Here is an 18,992-nt window from a genome sequence, read left to right as displayed (position 1 = left end):
GTGGGGAATTAGTGGCCGCCGGCTTCTGCCGTTACAGGGCCTTTCTCGTTGTACTTCGCGTTTACGGCTGTTACGGCTAGGTTGGCCAGCAGGCCTACTACCAATAGGCCTGCCATGGTGTAGAACACCGTCTGGTAGGCCGCGGCGCCCGTAAAGCCTTCGGCTTTGCGGCTCTCGTGCAGGTAGTTCACAATGAGGGGGCCCAGCACGCCGGCCGTGCTCCAGGCAGTAAGCAGGCGGCCATGAATAGCACCCACCTGGTACTTGCCAAATAGGTCAGACAAGTACGCCGGAATGGTAGCAAAGCCCCCGCCGTACATGCTGATAATCACGCAAGCAACCACCACAAACAGCGAAAGCTGCAGATTCTGGCCTAGCGTTGGTACCAGGGCGTACAGCAGAATGCCCAAGCCAAAGTAGATGGCATATGTCACTTTGCGCCCCAGCTTATCGGAAGCTGATGACCAGAAGAAGCGGCCCAGCAGGTTAAACAAGCTCAACAGGCCTACGAAGCCAGCCGCTGCTGCTACGGTTACGCCGCGGCCCGCGCCCATGGCCTTATCCGAGAAGGTTTCCTGAATAAGCGGCGAAGCGGTTTCCAAAACGCCGATACCAGCCGTTACGTTGGTGAGCAGCACCACCCATAGCAGCCAGAACTGCGGGGTTTTGATGGCGTTGTCGGCCGATACGTTGCCGCTCGTGATAAGGGCTGAATGCTCGGCGTTGGGCACGTAGCCGGCCGGAGCCCAATCGTCGGCGGGTACCCGAATGGTCCAGACGCCGAACTGCATGAACAGGAAGTAGATGATGCCCATCACAATGAAGGTGGGCGCCACACCCTGCGGTGCAGAGTCTTTAAAGTGTGCCATCAGGGCAACGGCCAGCGGGGAGCCAATCATGGCGCCGCCTCCAAAACCCATAATCGCCATGCCGGTAGCCACGCCTTTGCGGTCGGGGAACCACTTAATCAGGGTACTTACCGGCGAGATGTAGCCGATGCCCAGGCCAATGCCACCCACAAAACCGTAGCCGAAGTACAGCAGGGCCAGGCTATGCAGATGCACGCCCAAGGAGCCAATCAGAAAGCCCCCACCAAAGCACAGCGCCGACGCCAGCATGGCCTTGCGCGGCCCAACACGCTCCAGCCACTTTCCAAAAATGGCCGCCGACAGGCCTAGGAGCACAATGGCAATGGAGAAAATCCAACCAATTTGGGCCGGGGTCCAGTCGCCGGCGGCCGGATGATCTACATCGCCGCTGAGCAAAGCGCCCAGAGGTTTTTTAAATACGCTGAAGGCGTAGGCCTGTCCAATTGCCAGGTGAATGGCCAGTGCGGCCGGCGGCACCAGCCACCGGTTGTAGCCCGGCCCGGCAATTGTACGGCTGCGGTCTAGTAGAGAAACGTTTGCCATAAGTGGTGGGGAGTTTTGGGTAAGTAGGTGAAAGAACAGGTTGCCAACTGTAGAAACCAGAAGAGTTTCCGGCTGTACGGATTGACAACCAGTAAGGTAGAAGCTTAGCTGAGCTTTTCTGTCAGTCGGCGACTATTTTTTGCTAACTAGCTATAGCCAGCTCCCAGGCTACCTAGGGTAAGCCAGCAAGTAGGCAGAAGCATTTGAGTAGGGGAATACGCACTGTGGTAATAAAGGATGTAGATACATGAATATTCTTCGTTCTTATTTATTCTCGCTTTTTCACCGGTTAGTTGGTCAGGATATAGCTTTTGCCAGAGGCTGAATCTGACCCATGCGCCCACTACCGCGCAGACTGGCCTAGCAGCCAGCCCCGAGGGCCTTTTGCGCGGCTATGCTTCAGGAACTGCTCTAGGCCAGTGCGCATGGCCCTGGCCATCCGTTGCTGAAACTCGGGTGAGGTCAGTAGCTTTTCGTCCTCGGGGTTCGAGACAAAAGCCGTTTCCACCAGCGCATTGGGGTACTCCGTAGGTCCATTCAGCCCGAAGTTGAAGCTGCCCACGTTGCCGAAGCCCGGTAGGCCAGTCTCCCGCATCTGCTCGTACAGCGCTACCGAAAGCGGCCGAAACGCCACGTAGCGGTAGTAGGTGCTGGTGCCGCGCACCGTAGCGCTGCCCGAAGAATTGACGTGGATGCTCACAAGCACATCGGGGTTGAGCCGGCGGAGTTGCCGTACCCGGTCGCCGTTATCCACAGTGGCGTCGGTTTCGCGGGTCATCAGTACCTGGGCTCCTGCCCGCTGCAGTTCTTGGCGCAGCTGCAGGGCAATGGCCAGCGTGAGGTCTTTCTCGCGGGCACCGCTAGCGCCGGTGGCACCCACATTGGTACCGCCGTGCCCGGCATCAACCGCCACCACCAAGCCACGCAAACGCAGCTTCTGCGGTGGCCGCTTCACCCGAATTTCCAATGTGTTGCCGCGGTAGCTGATGTGGTAGCCCCAGCTTTGGCGGTGGCGCAGGTGCAGCACCATCCGAAACACATCGGGCTCCAGCTGTTCATACGTCACATCGCCAAGCTCCTGCAGGCCATCCCGCTGCGTTATCCAGTTGGTGTTGGAGGTAGCCCCATAAATATCTACCACAAGTCGGCTGGGTTCCGTGAGCAGCTGCGAGCGGTAGGGCAGGCGGGCCGTGAGGGGGACCCGCACGTAGTCAACCAGCGAATCGCCTTGTACACTCCAGGAACCGGTAAGAGACGTGGGCGCGAAGCCACCCGGCGGCAACAGGCGCACCACTTCCTGCGGCACCCAGGCCGTTTGGGTCTGGCTTAGCTGCACCCGGTACTGCTTGCCCACACGGCCCGTGAGATGCAGCATCACCAACGAATCGAGGTAGCCAAGCTTGGCCCCGCCCAGCCGGTCTTCGCCCAACCCATAGTTCAGGTAAGCCAGGTCGCCTCTGGTGAGGGCCAGTTGCGGCTCATTGGGGTTCAGAAAGCGGACAAGGCTTTTGCTCTGGGCCGTTGCTATTACACTATCCGGCGTGACGAACTGAAAACGAATGGGCCGATCATGCAGGGTGTCGCCGGGCTGCACTACATAGGTAGCCTGGTAGATACCCCGTTTTCCCTGCGTCAGAGTAGGGTCCAGTTCCAGTAGAGGCTGGCCGTTGAGGAACGTAACGCGGGCCCCCGACTGGCTTACGAGGCGAACCTGCAGCCGGTCGCCGGGGCTCAGCCATTGGTCGGTGGCCGGTACCGTTTCCGCCGATTCAATCAGCGGCGCCTGCTGCCCGTGTGCGGGAGGTGCCAGCAAAAGGCCCCCCATCAGTAGGCCAGTCAGGAGCATTACACTTACATTCATTACACCACAGATAAGCAAAAAGCCCCGCGCAGGGCGGGGCTTCGAAAAAAACGGGAAAGAGTGGCCTACGGCTGCTTCACGGCCTGGCCCAAGTCCTTCACATCGCGGCCGGTTTCCAGGGCGGTAAACTCAGTCTGGAGCGCCCGGATATGCAGCTCATCGCGTCCTTTGATATCGAGCCGGATAGCGCGGAACTGCGCGTTCAGGCGGCGACTGATAGCCGTGGCGTAGTCCCAGTCGCGCTGGGTCCACTGCTTGCGGTGGGCGCGCACCTGCTGCATAAACTGCACATAGGCCGGCTCAATGGTAGTAGGGGTAAGCTGCTCAATGGTGGCGTAGGTGCCCAGTAGCTCATTAGTGAAGGTAGACTCAGCCGCTTTATCCAGTGGCTGCCGGGAGCGGGCCTTGGAAGCAGAGTCGAAGCGGGCCGCGCGGTGGCCGGCCACTTTTATCTTATCCGCGGCCCGGTCGGCCAGGGTATCCAGTCGGCGGGCACTTTGGCTTACCACTTCCTGACGCTCACGTGGGGTGCTGTCGCAGCTGGTGAGGAGGGGCGCCAGCAGTACGGTTGCGGGCAAAAGCAAGAGAATAGCTCGTTTCATGCCGTAATGTACGGGTCAAAGCCAGGAATGGCTACATAGCTGAACGCTAGGCCACTATTTCGCTGTAAGCGAGGGGCTTATTGGGCGAGGCGAAAGGTAAACGGCAGCTCGTGGCGCACCACTACTGCGCGGCTGCCAATGCGGGCCGGCAGCCACTGGTTTGGGATATTGCGGCACACGCGTAGTGCTTCTTCATCGCAGCCGCCCCCAATACCCAGCATTACTTTGTGGTCAGCGGCGCGGCCCAGCGTATCTACCACGAAGGATACCAGCACTTTCCCCTGAATGTTCTTGCTCTGCGCCTGGGTTGGGTAGTTGAGCTTACTCATGAAGGGAGACAGCGCCGCATCGCCGCCCAGGAACAGCGGCGGCTGGGTTAGATGCTCGCGGCTCCAGTCGCCGCTGGCCTTCTGGACAGCGTACGTCACGTCGTCAAAATCGCGGAAAAAGAGCAGCTTCTTAGCAGTGTGGTCGTATTTCTGGGTAATAACCTGCCGGCCGTCGCGGGTATAGGCGTAATATTCCCACACCCCAATTTTTTCGCCTTTTTCTATCTGCCCGCTTTCCCATTCGGTTTTTTTAAGCTTTTGGGCTTGGGTGGAACCAGCACTCAGCAGGGCAAGTAGTACTATCAGGGGTAAGAGTTTTTTCATGTAACGAGTGGGATTGCGGGGGAGGAAAGAGCGCGGGCAAATAACCAACTAAGAGCTAGTCGGGTAAAATGAAAAAGAAAAGAAAATATTAGTTTTGTTATAAATCTGCAAAAAGCAGATGTAACAGAAAAAAAGCAGGTGGGACCATCATACACTGGCCTAGAGCAGAAATAAAGACGCCAACAAGCCGGTGGGAGCAGCCATTGACGACACTAGGTCCGGGAAATTTACAACTATCCGCGCACTCAACAATAGTAAGTGCTTACTTTTTACCAGCTGTTCTCATCTAGCTGGTCTCCCAGGTCGCGTAGACGGGTTTGCAGGCCCGGCCAGTTGGGGCACAGGCGCTCAAGCTGTTGCAAAGCGCGTAAGGCACCTGCGGCATCGCCCAGATGCAGCAACATGGTGGCCTTGCCCGACAGCGCCCCGAAATGGCGTGGTTCTAGGCGCAGCGTTTGGCGCACATCATCGAGGGAGGCCCGGTACTCCCCGCGCATGTAATAAGCGGTGGCCCGCTTGTTCCAGCCCTCAGCATAGCTTGGGCTGCTCTCTACCAACACCGTAAACTCCTGAATAGCGAGGGTATAGTCGCCGGCTGCCAGCGCGCGCATGCCGGCCTCTAAGTGTTTATCGAGTTTGGGGTGGCCTGCCATCAGCCAGATCTGCCAGATGCCATCCTGCAACGCTTCAATTTCGGCGGGGGCCGTGGCTTCGCGCAGGCGAGCAAATAGTTCGTCGAGGGTAGACATAAGGCGAGGTTGGAAGCGCAAAGTGCCTCTATACGGATTTCTAACACAAAAGAAGGATCTGAAAACAGCTGCGGTTTCCCGGTATGTTCTCAGATCCTTCTCAAGATAAGTAGTGCAAAGTGGCCTAGAACAGCGCCGCCGCCACCCGCCGAATGCTCTCCGACTTGCCCATGCTGTAGTAGTGCAGGCAGGGCACCCCGTGGGCCATCAGCTCCTTGCTCTGGTTGATGCACCACTCAATCCCGATTTCGCGGGCCGCGTTGTTGTCCGGCGCAAGGTGCACGGCATCGGCCAGTTCTTCCGGTAGGTTAAGGTAGAAGGAGCGGGGCAGCATGCTCAGTTGGCTCTTCGTTGTGAGCGGCTTGAGGCCTGGGATGATAGGAACCGTGATGCCCGCTTCCCGACAGCTTTTCTCGAACTTGAAGAACTGCTCATTATCAAAAAACATCTGCGTCACGATGTAGTCGGCGCCGCGGTCTACCTTGTGCTTGAGGTAGCGCAAATCGGCCGCATAGTTCGGCGACTCAAAGTGCTTCTCGGGGTAGCCCGCCGTGCCAATGCAGAAGTTGGTAGCCCACGTATCGTCCTGTTCCTCATCCAAATAAGCGCCCTTGTTCAGGTCGGCTACCTGCCCAATAAGGTCGGCGGCATAGGAATGGCCATCGGGGTCGGGTTTGAAGTGACCTTCTGATTTGATTGGGTCGCCGCGCAAGGCCAGCACATTGTCGATGCCCAGGAAGTGCAGGTCGATGAGGGCGTTTTCGGTTTCTTCTTTCGAGAAGCCGCCACAGATCAGGTGCGGCACCGTGTCCACATCAAAGCGGTTTTTGATGGCCGCGCAAATACCCACCGTGCCGGGACGTTTGCGCACCGTTTTCTTCTCCAGGAACCCGTTGGGGTGTTGGCGGTACACGTACTCCTCGCGGTGGTACGTCACGTCGATAAACGGTGGCTTGAACTCCATCAAGGGCTCAATATTCGAGAACAAGTTCTGGATGTTCTCGCCCTTTTTCGGGGGCAGTACCTCGAAGGAAAACAACGTCTTGCCGTCGGCGCGGGTCAGGTGTTCGGTTACTTTCATATAGAGCACTAGCAGGTAACTAGTGAGTCGAGGGAGTAGTAATCTAAACTCCCCTCCTCAGATGAGGAGGGGTTGGGGGTAGTTGAAGTGGCCTAGAACGATAACATGTTGTAGTCTCTAGCTTTAGTTTTTCAACCACCCGTAGCCCTTCCTCATCTGAGGAGGGAAACTGGTTTTTAGTGGCCTACAGCGCCGTCACAGGTACGCTGGCCGGGTCGTAGTTCAGGTTGGGGGCCAGCCAGCGCTCCAGCTCCGGTAGTGGCATGTGCTTGCGCTCAGCAATGTCCTCTACCTGATCTTTGCCAATGCGGCCAAGACCGAAGTAGCGGGAATCAGGGTGGGCGTAGTAAAGGCCGCTGACCGAGGAGGCGGGGTACATGGCCAGGTTCTCGGTGAGACGGATGCCGGTGTTATTCTCCGCGTCGAGCAGTTCAAACAAGGTGATTTTCTCGGTGTGGTCGGGGCAGCCGGGGTAGCCGGGGGCGGGGCGCACACCTTTGTATTTCTCTTGAATGAGGTCTTCGTTCGAGAGGTTCTCGGCTGGGTCGTAACCCCAGAACTCTTCGCGCACGCGCTGGTGCATGCGTTCAGCAAACGCCTCAGCGAGGCGGTCGGCCAGGGCTTTCACCATAATGCTGGAGTAGTCGTCGTGCTCCTTTTCGTACTTTTCCAGCAGCTTCTCAATGCCTAGGCCTGCCGTCACGGCAAACCCACCAATGTAATCCTCGCGGCCGGTTTCGCGTGGAGCCACAAAGTCGGAGAAGGCCAGGTTGGGTATGCCGGGAGCCTTCTCGCTTTGCTGGCGCAGAGTGAAGAACTCCGTCTGGATTTCCTCGCGGGTGTCGTCCTTGAAAATCTGGATGGTATCGTGGCCTACAGTGTTGGCGGGCCAGAAGCCTATTACGGCGCGGGCCGTGAGCAGCTTCTCGTCGATGATTTGCTTCAGCAGCTTCTGGGCGTCGTTGAAAAGCTGGGTCGCGGCCTCGCCTACGTTCTCATCGGTGAGGATGCGGGGGTAACGGCCTTTGAGCTCCCAGGTCTGGAAGAAGGGCGTCCAGTCGATGTACTCGGCCAGCTCGGCCAGCGGGTAGTCTTCCAGGGTTTTAGTGCCTAGGAAGCTTGGCTTCACAATGCGGCTGGTTTCCCAGTCGGCCTTGAACCCGTTTTCGCGGGCGGCTTCAATGGTCAGGTAGCTTTTCTCGCGCTGGCGGCCGGCGTAATCCTCGCGGAGCTGGCGGTATTCCTCGCGCACGGTGCGGGCGTACTCCACAGCAGCAGAGCCCAGCAGGGCCGCGGCCACGCCTACTGAGCGGGATGCATCGTTCACGTGCACTATGGGGCCTGAGTAATTTGGCGCAATTTTAACGGCAGCGTGGAGGCGAGAGGTGGTGGCGCCGCCGATGAGCAGCGGCGTTTTAAGGCCGCGCTTTTCCATTTCCTGGGCCACATACACCATCTCATCTAACGAAGGCGTAATCAGACCACTCAGGCCAATCACGTCTACCTGCTGCTTGGCGGCTTCGTCCAGAATCTTCTCCAAAGGCACCATCACGCCCAAGTCCACAATGTCGAAGTTGTTGCAGGCCAGCACTACACCCACGATGTTTTTGCCGATGTCGTGCACATCGCCTTTCACCGTGGCCAGCAGGATCTTGCCGGCTGTTTGCCGGTCGCCGCTTTGTTTGTCGGCCAGTAGGTAAGGCTCTAGGTAGGCCACCGCCTTCTTCATCACACGGGCCGACTTCACTACCTGAGGCAGGAACATTTTGCCCGCGCCAAACAGGTCACCCACCACGTTCATGCCGGCCATTAGGGGGCCTTCAATCACCTCGAGTGGCCTAGCTACTTGCTGGCGCACTTCCTCAGTGTCTTGGTCGATGAACTCCGTGATGCCTTTCACCAGGGCGTGCTGCAGACGCTCTTTCACCGGCAAGCTGCGCCAGGCGTCGGCTACTACCTCCACCTTGTCCTTCTGCTTTACCGTGTCGGCAAAGTCGACGAGGCGCTCAGTGGCGTCGGGGCGGCGGTTTAGCAGCACGTCTTCCACCAGCTCCAGCAGATCTTTGGGTACTTCGTCGTACACCGCCAGCTGGCTGGGGTTCACGATGCCCATATCCAGGCCGGCCTGGATGGCGTGGTAGAGGAAGGCCGAGTGCATGGCTTCGCGCACCACGTCGTTGCCGCGGTAGCTGAAGCTGATGTTGCTGACGCCGCCGCTGGTGAGGGCGCCGGGCAGGTTCTGCTTGATCCAGCGGACAGCTTCAATGAAGTCCAGCGCATAGTTGCGGTGCTCCTCCATGCCGGTGCCTACCGTCAGGATGTTGGGGTCGAAAATGATGTCTTCGGCGGGGAAGCCTACTTCATTCACCAGAATGTCGTAGCTGCGCTGGCAGATTTCGATGCGCTTCTCCAGTGTGTCGGCCTGGCCGTTCTCATCGAAGGCCATAACCACCACGGCGGCGCCGTACTGCCGAACGGTGCGGGCGCGCTCCTTGAAGGTTTCCTCACCTTCCTTGAGCGAGATAGAGTTTACGATGCTCTTGCCCTGCACGCACTTGAGGCCGGCTTCCAGCACGCTCCACTTCGAGGAGTCAATCATAATCGGCACCCGCGAAATGTCGGGCTCCGAGGCAATGAGGTTCAGGAACGTGGTCATGGCCTGCTCCGAGTCGAGCATACCTTCGTCCATGTTCACGTCGATAACCTGGGCGCCGCCTTCCACCTGGTCGCGGGCTACCTGCAGGGCGGCTTCGTAGTTGCCGGTCCGGATGAGGCGAGCAAAGGCCCGGGAGCCAGTCACGTTGCACCGCTCACCTACGTTCACAAACAGGCTGTTTTCCGTGATGCCGAAGGGCTCTAGGCCACTCAGGCGAGTTACTTTGGGTAGCTCCGGCAGCTTGCGCGGCTCATACTTTTCTGCCAGGCGGGCCAGTTCTCCAATGTGCTGAGGCGTAGTGCCGCAACAACCACCTACCACCGTCACGAGGCCTTCTTTGAGGTAGTTTTCTACTACCCCTGCAAATTCCTGGGCCGATTCATCGTAGCCGCCAAACGCGTTCGGCAAACCGGCATTCGGGTAAGCCGATATGTGCACATCAGCAATGCGGCTCAGCTCTTTGATATACACCTGCAACTGATCGGCTCCGAGGGCACAGTTCAGGCCCACGCTCAGCAGGGGCAGGTGGCGAATCGAGTTCCAGAAGGCCTCCACCGTCTGCCCCGAGAGAGTGCGGCCGGAAGCGTCGGTAATGGTACCGGAAATCATGATGGGCACCACGCGGCCGCCTTCATCAAAGAACTTCTGCACCGCGTACAACGCCGCTTTAGCGTTCAGCGTGTCGAAGATGGTTTCGATGAGCAGAGCGTCGGATCCACCATCTACTAGGCCACGCACTTGCTCGTGGTAAGCCGTAGCCAGCTCATCAAACGTCACGGCCCGGAAGCCGGGGCGGTTCACGTCGGGGGAGAGGCTAGCGGTGCGGTTGGTGGGGCCGACGGCGCCGGCCACGAAGCGGGGCTTGCTGGGGTTCTGGGCCGTAAAATCGTCGGCTACCTCCTTGGCAATGCGCGCCGACTCGTAGTTGAGCTCGTACACGATGTGCTCCAGGGCGTAATCTGCCTGGGCGATGGTAGTGCCGCTGAACGTGTTGGTTTCCACCATGTCGGCGCCGGCCGCGAAGTAGTCGGCGTGGATGCCTTTGATGATGTCGGGGCGCGTGATGCTGAGCAGGTCGTTGTTGCCGCGCAGAGGCTTGGGATGATCCGCGAAGCGTGAGCCACGGAAGTCAGCCTCTTCCAGCTTATGACGCTGAATCATGGTGCCCATAGCACCGTCCAGAATCAGGACGCGCTTGGCAAGAATATCGTGGAGCGGGGAGTCAGTGACGGTCGGCATATCGGCTCTTCAAGTATTTCGGCAGCGAAAAAGTGCCTATCCAGAGAGAGCCGTGCGGGAAGCGCGTCCTGTTCTTATCTTCTTCCAGACCGCCGAAACGGTTTGAAAAGGGAATTAGCACCTTGTTTTATTTCAGGTTGCTAAGACGTCATAGGGCCCAATCCCTCGGTCTTTCTGGATAAGTAACACAGCGAAGATACAACGGGAATCTTCAAATTTCAATGTGGCGGGTTTTGGAGTGGCCTACGGGGCACAAATAGCTTATTAGGACAGTTAACTGTTGTCCGTCCCTCCCGCCCGTCATCCTGAGCTTGCGAAGGATCTTCTCACGGTAGCACGAGGCGCTAGGCCAGTCGGTCAGACCTGATAAGATCCTTCGCAAGCTCAGGATGACGGGCGGGAGGGCTATTACTACTGTAGCGTCAGTACGCGAAATGCTTCAGTCTCTGGCTTGATGCGCCACATGCTCAGCATGAGATTTACTTATACAAAATGGTGGAATACTATATATACTTGAGAAATCGGTTCGTTGAGCTTAAGCTCTGTACTCGTTGAATAGACTTTGCAGCACAAGGCCCGGTGTGCATCTTAAGCTCAATCTTTTATCACCTAGCTGTTATGGTTTCTTTATCTTTTTATCGTGCAGGCCTGACGACTGCTTTACTGCTAATAAGTGGCCTAGCGCTGGCGCAGCATCAGCCCGGCACTGGCCTACGCGGGCAATACTACGGGGGCAAGAACTTTGAGACGTTAGTGCTGACGCGCACTGACCCAGGTATTGACTTTAACTGGACTATCGGCCCTAACGGCGACCATTTTGTGTCGCCGGGGCCAGGCGTGCCGGGCGAGTATTTTTCGGTGCGCTGGGCCGGGCACATCTACGCGCCGGTAACGGGGCTTTACACCTTCCAGATTGCCACCGATGACGGCATGCGCGTCTGGATTGGCGGTAAGAAAGTGCTGGACTCCTGGCGCAATCAGCCCGCTACCATCTCCACGGCGCACCTCAAAATGAAAGCTGGCGGTTACTACGCGGTGCGGGTAGAGTATTATCAATCTGACCGGGACTCTAAGGCTCAACTGGCGTGGCAACTGCCAGAGGTGATGAATCAGCCCCAGCCAATTCCGAGCGCCAATCTGTATGAGAACATACCGGCCAATGTTTTAATGATGGTAGAAGCTAAGCCTAAGCCGGCGCCTGCTGTGGCGGTAGCGCCGGTTAAAACGCCTGCAGCTCCCTTAGCGCCCAGCTCCCGAAGAATGGTTGCAACACCACCTGCAGTAGCTCCACGGGTAGCACGCCGCGCTAGGCCAGTCGTTGTCCCAAAGCCTGCGCCTTTAAAATCCGTAGCGCCAGATACCACACCTGTTAACCTCCCGGACGTGGCAAGTCTCAGCAAAGGGGCGGCCGTGACGCTGCCCAACCTCTACTTCACGCAAAGCACCGCGACCTTGCTGCCCAGCTCCCGCCCCACCCTGAACGCCTTGGCCCGCACCCTGCGCGAGCAGCCCACCATGCAGCTGGAAATTGCCGGCCACACCGATAATGTGGGCGAAGCGGCCCTAAACCTGCGCCTCTCCGAGCAGCGCGCCCGCGTGGTGCGGCAGTACCTGGTGCAACAGGGCATCGACTCGGTGCGGCTTACGGCCCGCGGCTACGGCGGCGCTAGGCCAGTGGCCGATAACCGCGACCCGCAGCTACGTCCCCGCAACCGCCGCGTGGAAGTGGTAGTGCAGTAGGTAATGCCTGTCAACAGGCCTAATAAAAACAACTGGGCGCTGCTGGGCTCTCCTTCCTGGCAAAGGCGTCAGGATGAAAAAAAGTAGCGAAGACGAAAACATATATGTAGCAACACCAGTTACAGTTCGCGAATCGGCACGTAGCTGATTCCCGAAATTCGTCTTCATTATGAGCCACAACACCAAGTTATTTACGCTTGTGCAAGTGGGCGCGCTTACGTTGCCCAACCGCTTTGCTATGGCTCCCATGACCCGCAGCCGGGCCACCAACGAGGCCACCGTTCCCACCGAATCAGTGGTAAAATATTACGTGCAGCGCGCATCAGCCGGCCTGATTATCACGGAAGGTTCGCAGGTATCGCCCCAGGGCGTGGGCTATATCAACACTCCTGGTATTTACACGGAGGAGCAGGTAGCTGGTTGGAAAAAAGTAACGGATGCGGTGCACGCTGCTGGTGGCCGCATTTTCATTCAGCTCTGGCACGTAGGCCGGGTATCGCACCCATTCTTCCATAATGGGGAGCTGCCGGTAGGTCCCTCTGCCATTAAGCCCGAAGGCGCCAAGGCCTTCACCGGCCAGGGCTTTGAAGATGTACCTGCGCCGCGCTCCTTGGAGCTGAGAGAAATTCCGGGAGTAGTAGACCAGTTCCGTCAGGCAGCCCGTAACGCCAAGCTGGCCGGCTTTGATGGCGCGGAAATCCACGGCGCCAACGGTTACCTGCTCGATCAGTTCATTCAGGATGGCTCCAACCAGCGCACCGACGAGTACGGCGGTAGCGTAGAAAACCGCTCCCGCTTTGCACTGGAAGTGGTGCGAGCCGTGGTAGACGAGCTGGGTGCCGACCGCGTGGGCATCCGCCTCTCGCCGCAGGGCAGCGCCAGCATCCAGGATTCCGATCCGGTGAAAACCTTCAGCTACCTCACCGAGCAGCTGAACCAGTTCAACCTGGCCTACCTGCACGTAATTGAGGCCCTGCCCGGTCACCCAATGGCGCAACCGAAGGCGCCGGCCGTAGCGGCGCACTTGCGCAAAATTTTCAACGGTACCTTTATCCTGAACGGTGGCTACACCCAAGAAACCGCTGAAGAAGCCCTGGCCAACAACGAAGCCGACATAATTGCTTTCGGCGTGCCGTTCATCGCCAACCCCGACCTGGTAGAGCGTTTCCGCATCGGGGCCGCCCTCAACACCCCCGACCCCAGCACGTTCTACGTGCCCGGCGACAAAGGCTACATCGACTACCCCTCCCTGCAAGACCAGGGCGTAGACGTAAAAGAGCCCGTTGATTACCAGAACAACTAGCAGAACAGGCCTAGGCCTGTCTGACAATGAAAACCCGCCTCAGCGCAAGCTGGGGCGGGTTTTTGCTTATGCGGGTACCCCACCCCCGGCGCCTCACCTCCGGGAGAGGAGTACGTTCTGGAATAGCAGCCGTCTGGCTCCCCTCTCCCGGAGGTGAGGGGCCGGGGGTGGGGTTTAGCTGTCGAGGTCCGGATTTGCGTAAGCAAATTACTTCACCCTTATGCATTACGCCGATGGCCGCTAAAAAAACCTCTGCTTCTAGTTCTGCTAAGCCGGCTGCCAAGGCCGCTTCCACCAAAAAAACCTCTGCCACGCCGGCCGCTAAGAAGGCTGCGGCCTCGGCTACTGAAGCGCCCAAGCCGGTAAAGCGGCCTACGGCCAAAGAGATGAAGCAGCACGCCCAAACGCTGCCGTACCCAGCCAAGCAGGCCGATATGAAGCTGCAGCCGGCCATGAACTTCTCTACGTACCGAGCGGCCGGGAAACTGCAGGATAAGATTGCGCTGATTACGGGCGCCGATTCTGGCATCGGGCGGGCCGTGGCCGTGGCGTTTGCCATGGAAGGCGCCCACGTAGCCGTGCTCTACAACGAAAACACCGTGGACGCCGAGGAAACCAAGCGCCTCATCGAAGCCCAGAACCGTAAGTGCTTGCTGCTCCAACTGGATGTGCGCGACCCGGAGCAGTGCAAACAAGCCGTGCGCCTCACCCGCAAAGAGCTCGGCGGCCTCAACATCCTCGTCAATAATGCCGCGTTCCAGATGAGCGCCGAGAAGTTCGAGGACATATCCGAGGAGCAAATCCGCCGCACTTTCGATACCAACATCCTCGGCTACATCTGGATGGCCCAGGCCGCCATTCCGCACCTGAAAAAAGACGACTCTATCATCAACACGGGCAGCATTGTAGGCCTCACCGGCATCCCAATTCTGATTGATTACGCCAGCTCCAAATCGGCTATTCATGCTTTCACCAAGAGCCTAGCCACCTACCTCGGCGAAAGAGGCATCCGGGTGAACTGCGTAGTGCCTGGCCCCGTCTGGACGCCCAACATCCCCGGCACCATGCCCCGCGAGGAAATCGAGAAGTTCGGCTACGAAGTGGCCCTAGCGCGCCCTGGTCAGCCCGAAGAACTGGCCCCCGCCTACGTGCTGCTTGCCTCCCAAGATGGCTCCTTCATGACCGGCTCCCTGGTGCACGTAACCGGCGGCAAAATGAGCAGCGACCAGTGAACGAAGTGACGAGGTGATGGGGTGATTAGGCGAAATGCGACAGATAAAGGAACGTCATGCTGAGCTTGCCGAAGCATCTCTACCTCTGGCCAACTACTGGCCTAGAGAACTAGTAGAGATGCTTCGACATCCTCAGCATGACGGTCTTTAAACAGTAGTACTACCACGGTTAAAAGCGCCTCTTTCAGCCGGAAAAGGCGCTTTTATAGTTCAGCTAAAACATTCGACTGGCCTAGCTCGTCAGTATGCCGTAAGCCCTTGTATCTCACGGTTGATTTTACTTCCCATGGCTTCCCCTCATTATCCCGAAGGCACCGTGCGTGCCCTGCTCCAGACCGACCTCGTGACGGAAGCAACCCGCGCAGCCCTACTACCCCGCCTCGACAACGCGCTCTATACACCCCAGTTTTTCGACGAGGCTACCTACGAGCTGCTCCGCTCCGTGGCGGCCCGCATCTACCCCCAGCCCGAGCGGGAGCAGCCCATTGAGCTAGCCCCAGTACTAGATAAGCGCCTCGCCGAAGGGGACTCCGATGGTTGGCGCTACGATGTCATGCCCCCCGACCGGGAGGCCTACCGCCTAGGCCTAGGGGGTATCAACCAAGCCGCGCAGGCGCAGTTTCAGCGGTCCTTTACGGAGCTCACCGGAGCCGAGCAAGACCAGATTATCGAGGCGGTGGCCCTGGCCAATGCCCCCGGCGACAACTGGCAGCAGCTCCCCGCTACGCGCTTTTTTGAGGAGTTGCTGGCCGAGCTTACGGAAGCCTACTACTCGCACCCGCTGGCGCAGGAAGAAATCGGGTATGTGGGCATGGCCGATGTTCCCGGCTGGACCCACATCGAGCCCAACCAACTGGAGGCCCGCGAGCCGGAAGAGGTGAAATAGTGATTCAGTGACCTAGTGAGTTGATGTTCTCTCTGCGCAACATGCGCCAGTAGTGCGGTCTAGGGCAGTCGGACGTCAAACTCACTATTTCACCTTCTCACGAAGTCACTTAGTTACTATCTCCCTATTTCACCGCATATGCCCGACGAAGAAGTATTGGAAGAAGGCGTGCTGAACCCGGCAAAACCTGAAATTCAGGACCCTTTATTAAAAAGCATACTAGCCGAAAACGACGCCTCACTGGCGGAAGCACCTATTGAACTAGAGCAATCTGCCCCGCTTCCCGACCCCGATGAAGTGGTGGACTGCGTGGTGATTGGCACCGGTGCAGGTGGGGCACCGCTACTGGCGCGCCTGGCCATGGCGGGCCTGAAGGTGGTGGCGCTGGAAGCCGGCCCAAGGCGCGACCCCATAAAGGACTACGCCACCGACGAAAAGGCCCAGCATTTCCTGTTCTGGAATGATGAGCGCCTCTCAGCGGGCCAGAACCCGGTGGCCTTCGGCAACAACAACTCCGGTACCGGCGTGGGGGGCTCAACCCTGCACTACACCGCCTACACCCCCCGCGCCCACCGCGGCGACTTGCAGCTGTTCACGGATTTTGGCAAAGGAGTGGATTGGCCTTTTGGCATTGAGGAGTTGGAACCCTACTACGAGGAGCTGGAGCACTTTTTGGGAATCAGTGGGCCCACGCCGTACCCTTGGGATGCCAAACGCCGCAAGGGCTATCCGCTGGCGCCGCTGCCCCTGAATGGGGCGGCTTTGCTCATGCAGAAAGCCTGCCTAGGCCTAGGCATCAAGACATCGCCGGCGGCCAACGCGGCACTGTCGGCGCGCTATTACCAAGAAGGCATTGGCTGGCGCGAGGCCTGCACCAACCGCGGCTTCTGCCAGGCCGGCTGCAACCGCGGCGCCAAAGCCAGTATGGACGTAACCTTCCTGCCTCTGGCAGAGGCCTACGGCGCCGAAATCAGGGCTGATGCTTTCGTGACGGAGATTGAGCGCGATGCTCAAGGCCGCGTGACGGCCGTGGTCTATACCCAGCAGGGCCAGCAGAAGCGCCAGCGCTGCCGCCACCTGTTCCTGTGTGCAGGAGCCGTAGAAACTCCACGGTTGCTGCTGCTCAATGAGCTAGCTCTCACCAGCGGGCAAGTCGGCAAGAACTTTATGGCGCACCCTGGCATGCAGGTGTGGGGCACCTTCGACGAGGACATTCGGCCCTACAAAGGCATTCCCGGCGGACTCATTTCCGAAGACACGCATAGGCCTAGCGATGCTGATTTTGCGGGGGGCTACCTCTTGCAAAGCATTGGCGTGATGCCCGTTACGTTTGCCTCCCAAATGGTGCGCCAACGCAAGCTCTGGGGCCAGCCTCTGCGCGACTACATGCGCAGCTACAACCACACAGCCGGCATCAACATCCTCGGTGACTGCCTGCCTCACGAGGCCAACTTCCTGGAGCTGTCTGATGAAAAAGACGCCCGGGGCCTGCCAAAACCACGCGTGCACTTCACGGCCCAGGAAAACGAGCAGCGCATGAACGCCCACGCCGAGCGCATTATGCGCCAGATCTGGGAAGCCGCCGGTGCCCGCGACATCTGGGCTTTCGAGCGCTACGCCCACACCATCGGCACGGCCCGCATGGGCCTCTCCGGCGACGATGCCGTAGTAAATGCCGACGGTCGCGCCTTCGACGTACCCAACCTTTACATCTGCGACAACTCCGTATTCCCCAGCGCCCTCAGCGTCAATCCGGCTCTCACCATCATGGCCCTCAGCCTGCGTACCGCCGATAAATTCCTGGCCGCCCAACAGCGGCTGGATGGGTGATAAGTTGAACATCATATAGAAGAACGGCATGCTTTATTTGGCGTCCGCTTCATCAAGTATTTAGCTGTGTGACTAACGCAGCCTTTCCCTTTTACCATGGCCAAAAGCTTCCTGACCCACATTAAAGCCAACTTCGGCGACGGCCTCTATGAGGGCGACGAGTACGGCGGCGCGGCCGGCCACGACGGGAGTGGCCTACCGACCAATAGCCCAGGCAACTTCATGTTTGCCACGGGCATTGAGTGCTCGTATCCTACTATTGCCAACGGTACCATCCGGCGCGACTTATTAGCGGAAACTGACCACTACAACCGGTACAAGGAAGACCTGGGCCTAGTGAAGGAAATGGGTCTGAAGGTGTTGCGCTACAACCTCCCGTATTACCTCATCCATAAAGCGCCGGGCAAGTTTGATTGGGAGTTTGCGGATAAAGCCATGGCCGAAATCCAGCGGTTGGGCATCACGCCCATCCTGGACCTCATGCATTTTGGCGTGCCCGATTGGATTGGCAACTTCCAGAACCCCGAGCTGCCGGTGCACTTTGCCGAGTACTGCGGGGCCGTAGCCCGGCGCTACCCGTGGGTGCGCTTCTATACGCCTGTAAACGAGATATATGTAACGGCCAGGGCCTCGGCTAAAGACGGCATCTGGAACGAGCAGCTCAAGGATGACCGCGCCTTTATCACGGCCATGAAGCACATTGCGGCGGCCAGCATCATGGGCAACCAGCAGATTGCCAAGTACCGCCCCGACTGCATCATCGTGCAAAGCGAATCGGCGGAGTTTATCCATGAGATGCGCGCCGTGCCCACGCCGGAAATCTGCCTGCAAAACAAGCTGCGCTTCCTGTCCCTGGACTTGCTGTACGCGCACCCTATAGACTCGGAAGTCCTGATCTATTGTCTCGATAATGGCCTGACACGGCAGGAGCTCGACTGGTTTATGGCCGGTGAGCCGCCCGGCTACCAGATCATGGGCAACGACTACTATGGCCGCAACGAGCGGATTATCAAGCCCGATGGCAACTGGTGCGCCGCCGAAGACGTGCTGGGCTGGTACACCATGACGCGCCAGTATTATGAGCGCTACCGCAAGCCTGTGTTCCACACCGAAACCAACACCTTCAACGCCAAAGACGCCGAGTGCTGGCTCTGGAAGCAGTGGGTGAATGTGCAGCGCATCCGCCAGGATGGCGTGCCGGTAGTCGGCTTCACGTGGTACAGCCTCCTCGATCAAATCGACTGGGACATTAGCCTCGCCGAAAAGCGCATGTCCGTCAATGCCTGCGGCCTGTATGATCTGGACCGTAAGATTCGGCCGGTAGGGGAGAGCTACAAAATGATGATCCGCGAGTTCGGCCAAATCACCATCATGCCCCACGGCGAAATGTTCGAATTTACTAGCCGCCCCGCTACGCTGAAAGTGGAGAAATAGAACTGGCCTAGCAACTAGAGCTAGTAACTAAGCTTCCCTCCTCAGATGATTTCGTGCATCGAGCAGCGAGAGGCTGGGGGTAGTTGAAGTGGCCTAGAACGACACTAGCAAAACGGCTAAACCAGCCCGTTATGCTGAGCGCAGCCGAAGCATCTCTACCGCTTCGTTGAATCGTTGCTAGGCCAATTGATTAGTCAGCGGTAGAGATGCTTCCACAAGCTCAGCAGCAAGATCTTTGCAAACAACGGTGGGTCAACCACCCCTAACCCCTGCTCAGCTGAGGAGGGGAGTTAGCCCTAGCCTAAATTAAAAAC

General features: G+C 58.4%; 13 protein-coding genes and 1 riboswitch. Of the genes, 6 read left to right on the top strand and 7 right to left on the bottom strand.

Annotated features, from left to right (window positions below; all coding sequences use genetic code 11):
• Positions 1 to 8: 8 nt before the first annotated feature.
• The 7 genes from CFT68_RS16850 to metH all read right to left on the bottom strand — a co-directional run bounded on the left by CFT68_RS16850 (position 9) and on the right by metH (position 10,253).
• Positions 9 to 1,412 (bottom strand): OFA family MFS transporter, encoded by a 1,404-nt coding sequence (locus CFT68_RS16850; RefSeq protein ID WP_088844687.1) that lies wholly within the window; start codon positions 1,410 to 1,412, stop codon positions 9 to 11.
• 343 nt (positions 1,413 to 1,755) lie between these two features.
• Positions 1,756 to 3,273, bottom strand: coding sequence for an N-acetylmuramoyl-L-alanine amidase (locus CFT68_RS16845; protein ID WP_088844686.1), 1,518 nt, complete (start codon positions 3,271 to 3,273; stop codon positions 1,756 to 1,758).
• Between the two features lie 65 nt (positions 3,274 to 3,338).
• On the bottom strand, positions 3,339 to 3,851 hold the full coding sequence (locus tag CFT68_RS16840) for a hypothetical protein (protein ID WP_088844685.1): 513 nt from the start codon (positions 3,849 to 3,851) through the stop codon (positions 3,339 to 3,341).
• 101 nt (positions 3,852 to 3,952) lie between these two features.
• Positions 3,953 to 4,528: an energy transducer TonB gene (locus CFT68_RS16835; RefSeq protein WP_088844684.1), complete on the bottom strand. Its 576-nt coding sequence runs from the start codon at positions 4,526 to 4,528 to the stop codon at positions 3,953 to 3,955.
• A gap of 269 nt (positions 4,529 to 4,797) precedes the next feature.
• Positions 4,798 to 5,277 carry a tetratricopeptide repeat protein gene (locus CFT68_RS16830; RefSeq protein WP_088844683.1) on the bottom strand — a complete coding sequence of 160 codons (480 nt, stop codon included), beginning with the start codon at positions 5,275 to 5,277 and terminating at the stop codon, positions 4,798 to 4,800.
• A 124-nt stretch (positions 5,278 to 5,401) separates the two neighbouring features.
• Entirely contained in the window at positions 5,402 to 6,358 is a 957-nt protein-coding gene (gene metF / locus CFT68_RS16825) for a methylenetetrahydrofolate reductase [NAD(P)H] (RefSeq protein WP_088844682.1), read from the bottom strand.
• 184 nt (positions 6,359 to 6,542) lie between these two features.
• Entirely contained in the window at positions 6,543 to 10,253 is a 3,711-nt protein-coding gene (metH, locus tag CFT68_RS16820; protein ID WP_088844681.1) for a methionine synthase, read from the bottom strand.
• A 71-nt stretch (positions 10,254 to 10,324) separates the two neighbouring features.
• Positions 10,325 to 10,438, bottom strand: a riboswitch (SAM riboswitch).
• Between the two features lie 433 nt (positions 10,439 to 10,871).
• On the opposite strand from metH, the gene CFT68_RS16815 reads away from it, so the two are divergent.
• The 6 genes from CFT68_RS16815 to CFT68_RS16790 all read left to right on the top strand — a co-directional run bounded on the left by CFT68_RS16815 (position 10,872) and on the right by CFT68_RS16790 (position 18,678).
• Entirely contained in the window at positions 10,872 to 11,993 is a 1,122-nt protein-coding gene (locus tag CFT68_RS16815) for a PA14 domain-containing protein (RefSeq protein ID WP_088844680.1), read from the top strand.
• 169 nt (positions 11,994 to 12,162) lie between these two features.
• Complete coding sequence (locus CFT68_RS16810) at positions 12,163 to 13,296, top strand: alkene reductase (RefSeq protein WP_088844679.1); 1,134 nt, start codon at positions 12,163 to 12,165, stop codon at positions 13,294 to 13,296.
• 233 nt (positions 13,297 to 13,529) lie between these two features.
• Positions 13,530 to 14,528 carry an SDR family oxidoreductase gene (locus tag CFT68_RS16805; RefSeq protein ID WP_088844678.1) on the top strand — a complete coding sequence of 333 codons (999 nt, stop codon included), beginning with the start codon at positions 13,530 to 13,532 and terminating at the stop codon, positions 14,526 to 14,528.
• 286 nt (positions 14,529 to 14,814) lie between these two features.
• A complete protein-coding gene (locus tag CFT68_RS16800; protein ID WP_088844677.1) occupies positions 14,815 to 15,414 on the top strand; it encodes a gluconate 2-dehydrogenase subunit 3 family protein in 600 nt (199 codons plus the stop codon).
• Between the two features lie 138 nt (positions 15,415 to 15,552).
• On the top strand, positions 15,553 to 17,244 hold the full coding sequence (locus CFT68_RS16795) for a GMC family oxidoreductase (RefSeq protein WP_088844676.1): 1,692 nt from the start codon (positions 15,553 to 15,555) through the stop codon (positions 17,242 to 17,244).
• A 96-nt stretch (positions 17,245 to 17,340) separates the two neighbouring features.
• The gene (locus CFT68_RS16790) at positions 17,341 to 18,678 is read left to right on the top strand and encodes a family 1 glycosylhydrolase (protein WP_088844675.1); all 1,338 of its coding nucleotides are present in this window, start codon (positions 17,341 to 17,343) and stop codon (positions 18,676 to 18,678) included.
• Positions 18,679 to 18,992 lie beyond the last annotated feature (314 nt).

Origin of the sequence: Hymenobacter gelipurpurascens (genome assembly GCF_900187375.1) — a bacterium.
Lineage (GTDB): Bacteria > Bacteroidota > Bacteroidia > Cytophagales > Hymenobacteraceae > Hymenobacter > Hymenobacter gelipurpurascens.
This window is presented reverse-complemented; position numbering and strand designations above follow the sequence as displayed.